At 68.1% G+C, this 14,268-nt stretch carries 12 protein-coding genes; 7 read left to right on the forward strand and 5 right to left on the reverse strand.

What is annotated here, in order from left to right; genetic code table 11:
* Positions 1-64: 64 nt before the first annotated feature.
* A complete protein-coding gene (locus BLU81_RS34825; protein WP_092551091.1) occupies positions 65-2,083 on the reverse strand; it encodes an APC family permease in 2,019 nt (672 codons plus the stop codon).
* 121 nt (positions 2,084-2,204) lie between these two features.
* Here BLU81_RS34825 and BLU81_RS34830 point away from each other — a divergent pair, with 121 nt between their 5' ends.
* From BLU81_RS34830 to BLU81_RS34860, 7 genes are all read left to right on the forward strand, one after another.
* Positions 2,205-3,137: a DUF389 domain-containing protein gene (locus BLU81_RS34830; RefSeq protein ID WP_092551094.1), complete on the forward strand. Its 933-nt coding sequence runs from the start codon at positions 2,205-2,207 to the stop codon at positions 3,135-3,137.
* 1,199 nt (positions 3,138-4,336) lie between these two features.
* A complete protein-coding gene (locus BLU81_RS34835) occupies positions 4,337-4,840 on the forward strand; it encodes a hypothetical protein (protein WP_092551097.1) in 504 nt (167 codons plus the stop codon).
* Positions 4,841-5,601: 761 nt separating this feature from the next.
* A complete protein-coding gene (locus BLU81_RS34840) occupies positions 5,602-6,864 on the forward strand; it encodes an MFS transporter (protein ID WP_157751938.1) in 1,263 nt (420 codons plus the stop codon).
* Complete coding sequence (locus BLU81_RS34845; protein WP_092551103.1) at positions 6,861-8,654, forward strand: S9 family peptidase; 1,794 nt, start codon at positions 6,861-6,863, stop codon at positions 8,652-8,654. Before BLU81_RS34840 ends, BLU81_RS34845 begins: the two co-directional genes overlap by 4 nt.
* Before the next feature lie 247 nt (positions 8,655-8,901).
* Positions 8,902-10,824 (forward strand): RiPP maturation radical SAM C-methyltransferase, encoded by a 1,923-nt coding sequence (locus BLU81_RS34850; RefSeq protein WP_092551106.1) that lies wholly within the window; start codon positions 8,902-8,904, stop codon positions 10,822-10,824.
* A 13-nt stretch (positions 10,825-10,837) separates the two neighbouring features.
* The gene (locus tag BLU81_RS34855; RefSeq protein ID WP_092551109.1) at positions 10,838-11,485 is read left to right on the forward strand and encodes a DUF5825 family protein; all 648 of its coding nucleotides are present in this window, start codon (positions 10,838-10,840) and stop codon (positions 11,483-11,485) included.
* A 112-nt stretch (positions 11,486-11,597) separates the two neighbouring features.
* Entirely contained in the window at positions 11,598-12,053 is a 456-nt protein-coding gene (locus BLU81_RS34860) for a DUF1801 domain-containing protein (protein ID WP_231953645.1), read from the forward strand.
* Between the two features lie 21 nt (positions 12,054-12,074).
* Here BLU81_RS34860 and BLU81_RS34865 read toward each other — a convergent pair whose 3' ends face one another.
* Genes BLU81_RS34865 through BLU81_RS34880 form a run of 4 tightly spaced genes read right to left on the reverse strand, consistent with a single transcriptional unit; the run spans position 12,075 to position 14,266 of the window.
* Positions 12,075-12,515, reverse strand: a complete 441-nt coding sequence (locus BLU81_RS34865) for a hypothetical protein (RefSeq protein ID WP_157751939.1) — start codon at positions 12,513-12,515, stop codon at positions 12,075-12,077.
* Positions 12,512-13,225, reverse strand: coding sequence for a WXG100 family type VII secretion target (locus BLU81_RS34870; protein WP_092551118.1), 714 nt, complete (start codon positions 13,223-13,225; stop codon positions 12,512-12,514). The genes BLU81_RS34865 and BLU81_RS34870 overlap by 4 nt, the downstream gene beginning before the upstream one ends.
* Positions 13,218-13,535, reverse strand: coding sequence for a hypothetical protein (locus tag BLU81_RS34875; protein WP_092551121.1), 318 nt, complete (start codon positions 13,533-13,535; stop codon positions 13,218-13,220). Before BLU81_RS34875 ends, BLU81_RS34870 begins: the two co-directional genes overlap by 8 nt.
* Entirely contained in the window at positions 13,535-14,266 is a 732-nt protein-coding gene (locus BLU81_RS34880) for a YbaB/EbfC family nucleoid-associated protein (protein ID WP_092551124.1), read from the reverse strand. The genes BLU81_RS34875 and BLU81_RS34880 overlap by 1 nt, the downstream gene beginning before the upstream one ends.
* Between the last annotated feature and the right edge of the window lie 2 nt (positions 14,267-14,268).

Below are 14,268 nucleotides of genomic sequence, written 5' to 3' on the forward strand. Positions count from 1 at the left end.
CCAGTCCGGCTGCGTAACGGTCGCGGCAGCCGTCGGCTCTCAGCGACGAGATCTGCGGGCTTGCTCACGCGCCGACGTGGATGCCGGGGCGGCGGTCCTGCTCGGGCTCGTGCTCCCGGATGATCTCGCGGGCTACGGGTGCGGTGTCGCCGCGACCGAGCAGGAAGTACCGGAACATGTGCACCACCGGGCTGCCTTCGGCCCAGGCGAAGTAGCAGTGCGGGCGTACCCCGGTGCTGTCGCGCAGCGCGAGCAGGATCGCGGCGATTGCGTTCGGTGCGGCGGGAGCTTCCGCACGTAGCACCCGGTGACCGTCGACCTCGACGCCGCGGATGGTCAGGGTGTCGCTGAACGCGGACGGATCGACGACGTCGATCTCCAGGAAAATCACGTCGGCGCTGCCGGGGACCGGGTTGTTACTGCGCTGTTCGCGTTCCTTACCGGCGTACTCGGCGGCGTCGCCGGCCTGCCGACGGTTGGCGATCAGGTTGATCCGTTTGTCGTGGGCGAGGGTGTCGGTGATGAACCGGCGGGCGTTGTCGTCGAACTCGATGCGATCGGCGCGTAGTTCGGTGGTGCGTGACACCCGGGAGATCAGCGACACGACGACGATGCCGGCGATGAACATCGCCGAGATGGTGATGCCGTCGGGCTTGTCGATGACGTTCTCGACCAGCGCATAACTGAGAATGGCGGTGAGCAGCCCGAACCCGATACCGGCGAGGTGCTGTCGGGCGCGGAGGACGGTGATGGTGACCGCGAATGCTCCGGAGACCATCATGGCGAGGATGCCCGTGGCATACGCGCCGGCCTGCGCGTCGACGTCGGCGTCGAACGCGATGGTGATGGCGATGCTGATGATCGTGTAGACGATGACGACCGGCCGCACGGCGCGGCCCCACGCCGGGGCCATGCCGTAGCCGGGCAGGTAGCGGGGCACGATGTTCACCAGCCCAGCCATCGCCGACGCACCGGCGAACCACAGGATCAGCACGGTACTGATGTCGTAGACGGTGCCGAAGCCCTCACCGAGCTGCTCGTGGGCCAGCCACGCCAGGGCGCGGCCGTTGGCGCCGCCGCCCTCGGCGAACTCGGCGGCGGGGATCAGCAGGGTGGTGACGAAGCTGCTCGCCAGCAGGTACACGCTCATGATCAGCGCGGCACCGGTGAGCAGTTTGCGGGTGTTGTGAATACGTGAGCGCAGCCGCTGCTCCTGGTCTGCGCCGCTGGCGGAGACCAGCGGCATCATGCTCACGCCGGTCTCGAATCCGGACAAGCCGAGTACCAGCAAGGGGAAGGCGAGCAGGGCGGGCACGATCAGGTCACCGGCCCCGCCGCCGCCGGAGGTGAGTGCAGTGGTCCACGCCGACCAGGTACCGGGCGTGGTGACGATCTCGGAGACGCCGACGGCGATGATCACGGCGTTCAGGCCGAGGAAGATCGCGACCAGCGGGATGGCGACGCTGACGGCTTCGCTGAAGCCGAGCAGGAACACCCCACCCAGCAGAAGTAGCAGGACCACGGTGAGTGCGACGGCGTGACCGTGCAGGAATTGCGGGGCGTGGGGGTTCTCCAGTACGTGCAGGCTGGCATCTGCGGCGGAGAGGGTGATCGTGATGATCCAGGAGGTGGCGACGAAACCGAGTAGCACGAGGACGAAGATCTTGCCGCGCCAGAACGGCAGCAACCTCTCCAGCATGGCCACCGACCCGGCGCCGTGTGGGCTCGCCTCGGCTACGCGCCGGTACATCGGCAGCATTCCGAACAGGGTCAACGCCACGATCAGCAGGGTGGCCAGCGGGGACACGGCACCGGCTGCGGCCGCCGCGATCGCCGGCACGTAGGCGAGGCTGGAGAAGTAGTCGACGCCGGTCAGGCACATCACCTTCCACCAGGCGTGCTGTTCGGCGTGCGCCTCGCCGGCGGCCGGGCCTACCGGCTGCACCTGGTGCTTGAGCAACCATGTCGGCAGGGCTCCGTCACGGTGTTCCCGCTGCGCTGGCGTATCCACGACCGCCGGGATCGCGTACGCGGGTTCTCTGGGCTCGGTGCTGGACGCCCCTATCTCGTCGCTGGTTTGCATCGCTCGCTTCCCCGTACTGGTGGTGGCGTGGGTAACAGTCAGGTCGGCGAGTGGCGCCCGCCGTGGCCGGGGCGGTGCGGCCATAGACTTCCCGGATCGTGAAGATCGTAAGGGGCCGTCCATGCTGCATGTCAGGGTCATTGCCCCGCCGTCGGTGAGCGTACGCGTGCAACAGCAGTTGACCGGTGATGAGGCGGTCACCCACCTGATCGTGCTGCCCGGTGCGGCGAAGGCCCCGGCTGGTGACGTGGTGGAGTTCGATGTCGTCCGTGAGGGCGCCAGCAAGGTGCTCGACGGTCTCCGGGCTCTGGGAGTCGACCGTGACGGTGCCATCGTCGTGGAGAAGGTGGACGCCACGCTGTCCGCCGCCGCCGATCGAGCCGCGCGCCGTACGCCGGGGCTGGGTGTCGACGCGGTGGTGTGGCACGAGATCGAGCATCAGACGGGCGAGGAGACCGCTCTGTCGGCATCGTTCTTGACCTTCATGAGTGTCGCCACGGTCATCGCCGCCGTCGGGGTGCTGCTGGACCAGCCCATTCTCATCGTCGGGTCGATGGTTGTCGGTCCGGAGTTCGGGCCTCTCGCGGCTATGTGTGTCGGCCTCGTGCAGCGTAAGTTCACGCTGTTCCGCCGGTCCGTGCTCGCGTTGGCGGTCGGGTTCCCGGTCGGCATGCTCGTCACCGTGGGCGCGGTGTGGCTGCTGACCGCGGCCGGGCTGGTGGACAAGTCGATGCTGCTGGAGCCGCGCCCTCTGACCGATTTCATCTGGCGCCCCGACGCCCTGTCCTGGGTGATCGGGTTCCTCGGTGGTATCGCCGGCATCCTGTCACTGACGTCGGCCAAGGCCGGAACCCTCGTCGGGGTGCTGATCTCGGTGACCACGGTGCCTGCCGCCGCCAACGCCGCCGTGGCTCTCGCCTATGGCGTACGCGAGGAGGCGTACGGATCAGCTCTGCAGTTGGCGATCAACCTCGCTGCGATCGTCGTCGCCGGTGTTCTCACTCTCTTGGTGCAGCAGATCGCCTGGAAATGGCCGAGACGCACCGCGAGGTGATTCGATCAGCCGCCTGCGTTGTCATGGTGCGGACATGCGGCCCTCGCCCGAGCGCCTGATCGCCTGGCCAGGCGACACCGCGACAACCGATCGCTCAGTGCAACAGCGTCAGTCGAGGCTGGATCGTCAGGCGCCGGCGGGAAGCCAGCTGGGCGTACCGTTCTCATCGACCACGACCAAGCCACCCGACCCGTCGTAGCGTGCGGCATACGCGTGCCTGACGGTCCGCAGCACCCGATTCTCGCCGACCTGCGTCACCCCGGCGCCGAGGTCCTGTCCCGCCGGCTGGAATCCGTGGGACCGGCCAGGTGACCGCGGTGGCGGTCCGGTCCTGGGTGCAAGTGGCAGGAATCCGGGATTCGCGAGGCCCGATGGGGCCATACGCTTGGTTCACCTGCCAAGGAGAACCAAGGAGCGACACCCATGTTCGGTACGACCGCCGGCTGCCTTGTCCGTCGTGGACTTGTCTTTTCCGCACTGTGCGGGACTCGCACGCCGGGTGCGTGCAGCAGCCAGGGCGCGGTCGCCGGATCAGACGGGTCATCGACGGCGTTCCCCACCGTGGCCTGAGCGGCCGGCGCCGGTGTCGGTGGCCCGCCGACCGGCGCAACCCCCACGACCGGGCAGCGGTACGGCCTCGGTGAAGCCACCGGAACGCCGTCCAGCCGCACGCTACCGGGTGACCGGCACGATCACGGTCCGGGTGATCACCCCCGAGTCCGGTGTGCAGAGCCAGTCTTCTTTATTCGCCGCGCTGCCCACCTTCCTTGGCCAACAAGGACAACAGCAACCTGTTCGTCCAACACCGTCCAGAACGGCAAGATCACCGCGCTGAAGAGCCCGTGCCTGGCCCTGGCCGGGACCTCACGGACGGTGCTTTTCGCTGTCTGCGACGAACCCGCGTAACGCTTGCAAAGAACCCCCGTTCAAGATCAACACTATCGATCTTGAACCACCCCTAAGGATATGAGGACATGAAAACAGCTTCGATGCGACTTGTCGTAGGTGCCGGCCTGCTTACCGTTCTCCTCACCGGATGCGCGTCCGTCACCGGAACCGCGGCCTCGAACGGCTCGGCTCCGGCGGCTGGGTCGGGATCGGCCGGGTCGGGGTCGGCGGGGTCGGGGTCGGCCGGGTCGGGATCAGCTGCGATCGCAACCAGTGCGATTCCGGCCGAAGCCTTACTCCAGCCAGCCGACTTGCGCGGCGCCACCGCCGAGCCGCTGGCGAACGGCGAACACGCACACGTACGGCCGCTGCGCCCCTGTGGCACCAAGCCGTACCCGAGTGACAGCACCCGGACCGACGCGGTGGCGGTGCAATACACCGTTCCGGGCATTCCGCAGGGTGCCACCCCGTTCACGGTGGTGGAGTTCGTCGGCAGGCACAAGACCGGTGGGGCCGCCGCCCAGTTCACTGAGATCCGTGCGGCCCTGGCGAAGTGCCCAGGAGGGCTGGGCAAAGACCAATTTAAATGGACCGTCGTCGAATCCGACAGCGACTCGGTGCTCGTGAAGATCGAGCAGAAGTTCAGCTACGGCGACCAGGAACCCGCCGTGGTCGCCCAGTACGCGGCGCTGTCGATGGTGAACAACTCGGTGGTCATGGTCGCTGACCTGGGCTGGGAGAACACGGGCGGCTCGGAGGAACTGGTCCGCGAGTTTATCGTCAAGGCAGAGAAGCGAGCGGCCGCCATCAAATGACATTGCTGGGGTACGGGTCCGGAGCCCGTACCCCAGCAATGTCTTGTTGTCTGGTTGAGCCCTTTTCGGCCTGATCTTGCAGGTCTCCGGGTAGGCCAGCAGATCGACCAGCAGATCGACCAAGACCCGATGCCCCGACCGGGAGCCTCGCCTGAGGGTCAGAAGGGCCTGAACCGCGGAAGCGCGGATCAGGCCCTTCTTGCTGTCGGGCCTTATCGGGCGATGGGTGTTCCGGGACGGACCGGGTGGCGGCGGGCGCAACCGGATCCTGGTCTGCCAATAGCTCCCGGATCCATCGCCGGCGGCTTCGAATGCCTTAGGTCTCACGCCTGGAAGCGACGGTAGCGCGGCCCACCACGAAGATCAACCGCGTTCAATGCGAATGATGTGCCTAAGTGATATTGACTCCGTCGTCGCCGACTTTCGCGGCAAGATGTCTGAATGGGGCGTTCCGCATCCTTCCGACCCTGAATGCGCCTGTATCTGGCGCCCGGATAAATAGCGATTTGCGGCCCTCAAAGATGTTCCGCAGTGAGTCGAGCGGTTCCGGCTGGTTGTTCCAAAAACGCAGGCCACAGTGGATCCTTGCCAGTGTGTAGGCGCGCTGTTACTGTACGAAACATCTTCACCGGAAGAGCTCGTCTAATGTTTCTGTCTACGCGTGTTCATCGTCTAGTCGACTTCACATGCGCAGTGACAAAAGTCCGAAGACGCCGATAAGCCGCCCCGGGAATTCTTATGCAATCAAGGCTTGTACGCTGATGGCCACCACATCCGAAAACACATTATCGCCGCATCGCGCACGCGATTTCCGGCTTTATTGGATCGCCGGCGGAATCGACGCGCTGGGCTCCCATTCGTCCAGCATCGTCCTGCCTTTGGTGGCCATCGCCGTCACCGGTTCGCCCACCGCGGTCGGCGTGGTCGGCGCTCTGGCGGTGGCCGGCCGGCTCGTGGCGGCGCCGGTCACCGCGGTGCTGGCCGACCGGCTGCCCCGTCGGACCATGATGATCGCCGCGCTGTTGACGGCCGCCGCCGCCACGGGTGTCATCTCCGGCGCGCTGCTGACGGACACCCTGGTCATCGGCGTGCTGGCGGCGGCTGCCTTCGTCGAGGGCGCCGCGCAGTCCGGATACGAGTCCGCCGGCGCGGGCGCGATCCGCCGCCTGCTTCCGGCCGACGACCACCGCGCCCTGGCACGGATGGAAGCCCGCAACCATGCCGCCCAGATCCTCGGTCCGTTGCTCGGCGGAGCGCTTTTCCAGGTGGCGCGCTGGCTGCCGTTCCTCGCCGACTTCGTCTCGTACGTCATCGCGGCGGTCTGTGTGGCGGCCATCCGCACCGATCTCACCCCGCACCGGGAGGAACGCACCTCCTTCGTGGGCGACCTGCGCGCCGGCCTCCGGTTCGTGGCCGGCCAACCCTTCCTCCGGTTCGTCACCGTGTGGGCCGCCGGCATCAACTTCGCGTTCGCTGCCCTGATCTACGCCGTCATCCTCATCTCCGACCGCCGGGGCGCCTCGCCGGTGTCGATCGGTCTGGTGTTGACGGTCGCCAGCGTCGGCGGGTTGCTCGGGGCGCTCGCCACCCCGCGGGTGGTGCAGCGGCTCCGGCCCGCCGCCACCATCGTGGTCGCCTCCTGGGCGATGGTGGCGTTCGTCGCCGCTCTGGTGGTAGCCCAGCAGACCTGGAGCTACGGCCTGCTGATCGGCCTGGTGTTCCTGCTGAGCCCGCTGGCCGGCGTGATCCTGCAGGCCCGCGCCATCATGGTGACCCCCGACGACCTGCAGGGCCGGGTGGCCACGGTCATCGGCACCGTCGGCGAGGTGCCACAGATGTTCGCGCCCTTGCTGGCGGCGGTGCTCGTGGCCCATGTCTCACCGGCGGTGGTGGCGCTGAGCTGCGCGGCACTGCTCGCGGTGCTCGCCGGATACGCCACCGTCAATGTCGGGCTGCTGCGTACCGACGCCGCACCGGGTGATCCGGCCGACGCCGAACCGACGTCTGAGGAGGACCCGCGATGAGCCGCACGTTCCGGCTCTACTACCCGGTGCTGCCCACGATCGCCGAGCAGACCCCACACCGGGCGGTGTACGTGGGTGAAGCGGAGGACCGCTGTCAGATCTTCGCCTGGAACCGGCGTACCGGGACGACTCGCCAGCTCACCGCCCGGCGCGCGGGCACCACCCGGGCGGCGCTCGACCCCGCCGGGGAGACCGTGTGGTGGTTCGACGACGACCTCGCTGGTACCGGCCGGTGGCAGCTGGTCGACTTCGCCGGATTCACCGGCCCCCGGCTGGCCCTGCCGGAGACGGCGTCCGGTCGGCCCGCCGGTCTCGCCATGGCGGCTGACGGCACCGCGGTGATCGGGCTGACCGGCGAGCGGGGGCTGACCCTGCACGTGCGCCACCCGGACGGGAGCCATCGCGTCGCTCGGAGCCTGGACGACTACGCGTACGTCGTCGACGTGGACGCCGCCGGCCAGCTCATCGTCGTGGGCGCCGATCCGGCCGGCGCCGACGCGGTCACCGTCTACACCGCCGACGGAGAACAGTCCGCGGTACTGGCGGGCGGCCAAGACCGCCGCGTGTGGGCGCTCGGGTTCGCCCCAGGCACGTCGCGGCTGCTGCTCGTGGTGGAGGCCGACGGCGACTATCGGCTGGCCACCTGGACGCCGGGGGACGGCTTGCGGCACCACGACGCGCACCGCTTCCCGACCGAGATCACGGCTTGCTGGTACCCCGACGGCGAACACGTCCTGGTACGCCAGGACCGGCACGCCGAGAGCCGGCTCTACCGGGTCAGCCTCGCCACTGCCGACCAGGCCCCGATCGCCGTGCCGACCGGCAGCGTGCTGGACGCGGCCGTGTGGCCCGACGGCGACGTGGCGTACGTCTGGACCGACGCGGCCACCCCGCCACAGTTGTGCTCCACCGGCGGCATGGCGCTGCCCGCCGAGGACGGCGCGGGCCCCCGCACCGGAGCCGCGCCGGCGGCCCGCCGCCGTGACATCTGGGTGCCGGGTCCCGGCGGCGACATCCACGCGCTGGTGACGACGCCCGCCGACCGTACCGGCCCGGCGCCCGCGGTTTTTCTCGTGCACGGCGGACCCTCCGAGCATGCGCGTAACGCCTACGACCCGGTGGTGGACCTGCTGGTGCACACCGGCTGCGCCGTCGTCCGGGTCAACTACCGCGGGTCGAGTGGCTACGGCGCCGCCTGGCGCAGCGACTTCCCCGCCGGGGTGGGACATACCCAGCTGGAGGACCTGGCTGCCGTACGCCAACGATTGGTCGACGACGGGGTGGTGCTGGCCGATCGGACAGCGCTGTGGGGTCACTCCTGGGGCGGCTATCTCACGCTGTTGGCCGTCGGTGTTCAGCCGGACCTGTGGCGGCTCGGGATCGCGGTCACCCCGATCGCCGACTACATCGCGGCGTTCCACGGGTCCAGCCCGGCCGTCCGTGCCCTCGACCGGAAGCTGTTCGGCGGCACCCCGGACGACGTACCCGAACGCTATCTCCGCGCGTCCCCGGTCACCTATGTCGACCAGGTGCGGGCCCCGGTGTTCCTCGCCGTCGCGACCGACGACGTGCGTTGCCCGCCGGAGCCCGTCGAACAGTACGCGGCGCTGCTGACGCGGCGCAGTGTCCCGAACCGCCTGTTGCGCTTGCACGCCGGTCACGAGGACGTCGACGCCCGCAACCACGTCGCCCTCATGCAGGCGGTGCTGCCGTTCATGCAGCGGCACTTCGATGGTGTCCGGGATGAAGGTACGCCGATCGCGCTGGCCTTGGCGCGACCGGCGGGCTGACCCCGGCCGGCCTGGCACTGCGAGACCCGGAGAGGAGGAACAGCATGCGCAAGAGCGTCGTCGAGAACGACCCGATCAGCGGCAACCGGGAACAGCTCCGGTCGAAGCCGTCGGTCACGATCAGCGTTTCCATCAAGTTCTAGTCAGGACACGGCGTGCGGGGACCGGATCTCCCGCCCCGCACGCCGTCGCCCACCTTGGTCGCACCGACCCGGCCGCCCCGCGGCCGGCACAGCAGGAGGATGACGTGCGGATCGTGCTGGTCAACATGCCGTGGGCGTCGATCGACGTCCCGTCCTTGGCGCTCGGAATCCTCACCACGAGCGCCCGCCGGCACTTCCCGGACGCCGAGGTGGAGGTGATCCACGCCAACCTCGACTACGTCGACTGGGTGGTGGACCGCACCGAGTTCTCGGTCAACGACTACCACTACTACTCGCTGTTCACCTACTTCGCCGGCTGCGGCGACTGGGTGTTCTCCGCCGCGCTGCACGACGATCCGGAGTGGCGGGTCGCCGAGTTCATCGAGCGGGTCAGCGACCAGATGTCCGACCACGAACGGGATCTGACCGTCGGACTGCACCGGCTGGCCCCGGCCTTCATCAGCGAGCTGGCCGAGCGCATCGTCGCCGCCCGCCCGGACGTGGTGGGCTTCACCTCCACGTTTCAGCAGAACACCGCCGCACTGGCCGCCGCCCGGTACGTCAAGCGGCTGGACCCGTCGATCGCCACCATCTTCGGCGGCGCCAACTGCGACGGCGCCCAGGGCGCCGCGATGCACCGCAACTTCCCGGCGGTCGACTTCGTGGTGCGCGGCGAGGGCGAAGCCGCCTTCCCGCAGGTGTTGTCCGCGCTCGCTCGGCAGCCGGGAGACGACACCGATCCGTTCGCCGCCGTCGAGGGCCTGTGCTGGCGAGACGCCACCGGTCGGTCGGTGGCCAACCCGATGAGTAGCCGTCCGCTGCCGCCGGCCGGCATCGTCGCGCCGGACTACGCGGGCTACTTCGAGCGGCTGGCGTCCTCGCGGGCGCAGAGCTGGGTGGAGCCCAAACTGGTGGTCGAGGGCGCCCGCGGCTGCTGGTGGGGCGAGAAGCACCACTGCACCTTCTGCGGACTCAACGGCTCGTTCATGCAGTTCCGCAGCAAGGAAGCCACCCAGTTCCACGACGAGATCGTCGCGCTCGCCGAGCGGCACCAGGTGCTCGACATGTTCGTCGTCGACAACATCATGGACATGGGGTACGTCCAGACCCTGCTGCCGCGCCTGGCGGAGTCCGACTACGACCTGCGGTTGCAGTACGAGATCAAGTCCAACATGCGAGGTGCCCAGGTGCAGGCCCTTGCCGACGCGGGACTGGTCAGCGTGCAACCGGGCATCGAAAGCCTCAACGGCCGGGTCCTGAAGATCATGGACAAGGGCGTCACCGGCTGTCTCAACGTACGAATGCTGCGTGATGCTGAGACCAGCGGCATCACCGTGGCCTGGAACTATCTCTATGGCTTCCCCGGTGAGAGCGACGACGACTATCTCAGCGTGATCGCCCAGATGCCAGCGCTGCACCACCTCGCTCCGGCTGACGGCGCCTCACGGATCGCCATCGAACGGTTCAGTCCGTATTTCAACCGCCCCGAGCTGGGCTTCGCCGATCCGCGCCCGGCCGCGCAGTACCGGATGAACTACGACCTGCCCGAGTCGGAGCTGATGGACCTCGCGTACATCTTCGACGTGGCTCCGCAGGGCATCGGCGGACGCACCGAGACGCTACTGGCCGAAGCGGTGGCCGAGTGGCAGTACGAGTACGCCCGCAGCCGGCTCACCCACCACGACCTGGGCGACGAGATCGTGCTGATCAGCCGGCGACGACACTTCGACTGGCGGGTCCACCGGCTGACCACGCCGCTGGAGCTGGCACTGTTCCGGCTGCTCGACCAACCGCACAGTCCGGCCGCGGCCGCCCGGCGACTCGACACCGCCCCGGAGACCGTCGACGCCCTGATGGATCAGTGGCGCCTGCTCGGCATCGTCTTCACCGACGGCAGCCAGTTCGTGCACGTGGCGCCAGTCGCGATGAACCAGCATCTGCTGCGCATCGACCACCTGCACCCGGAGCGCAACGACGGCGAGCCGACCGAACCCACCGGCCGATCCGATGCGCTGACCGCAGTCTGAAGGAGCACCGAAAATGACCGTCCACCACGCCGCCCCGATCTCCGTGCACCTGGCTCGCGACGCCGACCCCGACGGCGGGCCGCGGATGGCGTTGGGCACCGTCGATCTCGTCGAATCGCCCGGTGAGGCGGCCGCGGCGTGGTTCCGTGCGGGAGTACGCCACGTGACGCTGTCGTCCGCCGTGGACCTGACCGACCCCGACCCGGCGACACTGGCCGGACTGCTGCTGGTACGGGAGGCCACCAGCCACGGCATCTCCGTCGACTGGCGGCTCGTGCTGCCCGGCGACGGCGCGGACTGGCGGGTCTACTCGCACCTGTATCCGCCGGCCGACCTGCGTACGGCGGCACCCGGCGAGGACTTTGAACACCTGGCCGAGTGGCGGCGCACCTTCTACATCGACAAGTGCACGTACCGGCACGGACCTGGATTCGTCCAGGTCCGGGATCGGCGGACCGGCAAGCTGAACCTGCTCACCATCGACGATCCGGCCTACCTGGCGGTTCTCGACGCCACCCGCGACGGGGCACCGATGGCCGCGGTGGATCTCGACATCGCCCGGGACTTCGCCGCCGAGGGTTTGGTCGCCAAGATCGCCGACATCCTCGTGTGGTTGCCATACCGGCTACGCCGCTGGCCGCTGCCCTCCATGATCGTGTGACGACCGACCTCGGTCGTCGGTGAACCTTCGATCAGGAATGGAGAAGTAGGGCCACGGCATTCCCGTTGGCTTCATCGGGACACCGTCGGCGACGATGAAGGAGCGGACTCCAGTGAGCCCAACCTCGAAAGCCAGCAAGAATGGCCTCTCCGAGGTCGAGCGCGCCGCAGTCAAGGATCGCGCGGCAGAGGTGCGGTCGCAGGCGCGCCGGGCGAAGAGCGCTGACAGGTCGGCGGCCGACGAGAGTGACGTGCTGGCGAAGATCGCCGAGATGGCGCAACCGGACCGCGGAGTGGCCGAGCGCCTGCACGCGATCATCAAGGAAACCGTTCCGGAGCTGGCGCCGAAGCTGTGGTACAGCCAGCTGGCCTACGCCCTGGACGGGAAGGTGATCTGCTTCTTTCGCAGCGGCCAGACGGACAAGGAACGCTACTCGACGTTCGGCTTCTCGTCGGCGGCGAAACTCGACGAGGCCCGCGGCTTGTGGGCGACGTCGTTCGCGCTGTCGGAGCTGAGCGACGAGGGCGAGGCGATGATTCGGTCGTTGCTGACGAAGGCCGTGGGATGAGGATGCTGCTGCCCGGCGTGATCACGTTCGGCGCGGCTGATGTCCGACGGTGGTCCGGCGGGCGGCGACTCCGGTGACGACGAAACCGCCGAGCGCGTCGCCCACGGCCAGCGTCACGCCGAACACTCCAGCTGCGGAGATGCCAGCGATGAGCGTGACGGCCACCAGCGCGATGAAGACCGCGCCCAATCTCAGCCATGTCAGGCGGAGCGTGGCACGAGCGAGACCGCGTCCACCTCGCAACAGGGCGATCATCGCGAGAAGCGCGAGTACAGCCCCGACGGCGGCTGATGCCCCCATCACCATGAACGGGCCGGTCTGCTCGACTGTCAGGGCGCCGCTGCGGTACGACTGCCATGACGTCGCGCCGATCGCAGCGAGCACGCCGTCGGCCAGTGCGGCCACGATGCCCACAACGGCGAGCAGCGTGGTTCCGCTGTGTGCGGTGCGGGCCGCCATCATGCGGTACCCGCCGGCGGCCAGTGCTTCTGGAAGAAGGAGCTGTCGTCGAACTTCTGCCGCAACGTAGTGTTCGCCGACGTACAGCAGCCTTTCAAGGTTTCGCAGCCGACGATCAGCGACAGCGAGGCGGTCACCGCCGCGCCAGCTGCGATGAATGGTGCCGCGGGCATACCGAGGATCGTGGCACTCGACGCGATCGCGCCGAGAATGCCGATCACGAGCGCGACAAGCGCCCCGGCCAGGCTGCTCCAGAACACCAGGATCCCGAGATGCACCTGGCCCAGCGCCGTCGCCAGGCCGTCCGTGATCGTCATCTTGATCTTCTCCAGCGCGGCCTTCTGCAACGGCAACATCTGCCGGTACGCGTCTGCCGCGTCACCGTCCCAGTTGTCATCGACGGTCAGCAGCCCGGCATCAGCGGCCTGGACCTGACCGCTGACCGGCACACCGACCCGGTCGCTCCAGGCTTGCGCCGCGTTCGACAAGGCTGACGGTGAACCCATGTTGGACAGAATGATCTGAAGGTTCTCCCAGATCCGCTCCATGAACGCGCAGAAGTCGTCCCAGCCCTGCCGGATCGAGGACTGCACCGGCTCGGGGATGAATCCCAGTTTGTTGTTGATCGAGTTCTGTAGTTCGACGGTCTTGCCGTCGATGCGGCTGATGGTCGAGTTGATGCGTTCCAGCAGTACGGCTTCGGTACTACTCACGGGGATCCCACACTCCTTCGAGCTCTCGGGCCGCCAGATCATCGTTCGTCTCGTACAGATAGGCGACCTTGTCCAGCTTCAGGCTCAGCCCGCTATAGACCTCGCTCGCCTCCTCCAACAGGGTCGCGGCCTTACGTTGAAGCTCGGCGTACGTATCCAGCAGCCCACTCGGCAACGCCGCCCACGACAGCTCGTTCGCGCTCAAGGTCAGCTGGCTCGCCTCCATCGCGGCTTGCCGAGTCACTGCGGAGACCTGCTCCCACGAGGCGGCATCACGACGAAGCGCCTCCAGCGCAGCTTGCAGAGTCATCAGCTCGCCAACCCGAATCGCCGGACGATCCCGAACGGATCCTGCATCGTCCACTGCGCCTCGCCGAGCGGGCTGTCCGCGATCAGCTTCTCCACCCCATGAAGAGCGACTTTCTCGTACGCCGCACGAAAGGCCGCCGCGATCTGCCGGTTCAGATTGGCATCGTGAGCGTCCCGAAGCCACCTCCGATCGAACCGCACGGCCACGACCTCACCGCCACCGGTCACCTCCACAGCCACCTCGTGATGCCGGCTGCGTCCGGTGTGGATCGCCTCCACCGTCTGTCGCAGCTTGCCGGATACCTCGTCGAGGCCCCGCTCGATCGACTCGACCACCTCCAGCAACGCCATCAACGCGGCCTCCCGATCCCCATCGAGGAGCGATCCTGACGTGATCGATTCGATCTGTTGGTGCACGTCACGAGTGGTGGGGCCCTGTGTCACGGCGGGCTCGACGTACGCCGCTCCCCACGCGGTCAACCGACGAACCGCGGCTTCCCGGACCGCGTCGACCACAGCTGATCCCAGGCGCTCCTCGGAGACTCGTGAACGCCAATCGCTCGCCACGATCACCGACGTGACCCGGCCGTCCTCATCCAGCGCCGTTGTCACCGACCCGGTCGAGTCCGTCCCGGGTCCGCCGGATGCGCTGGCCGCTAACCGGGCCCGGCGGAGCAACTCCTCACCGTCATCCCGCAGGCCGACCAACGCCGCCAATCGGTCGTCGAACATCG

It is taken from the genome of Actinoplanes derwentensis (genome assembly GCF_900104725.1).
Lineage (GTDB): Bacteria > Actinomycetota > Actinomycetes > Mycobacteriales > Micromonosporaceae > Actinoplanes > Actinoplanes derwentensis.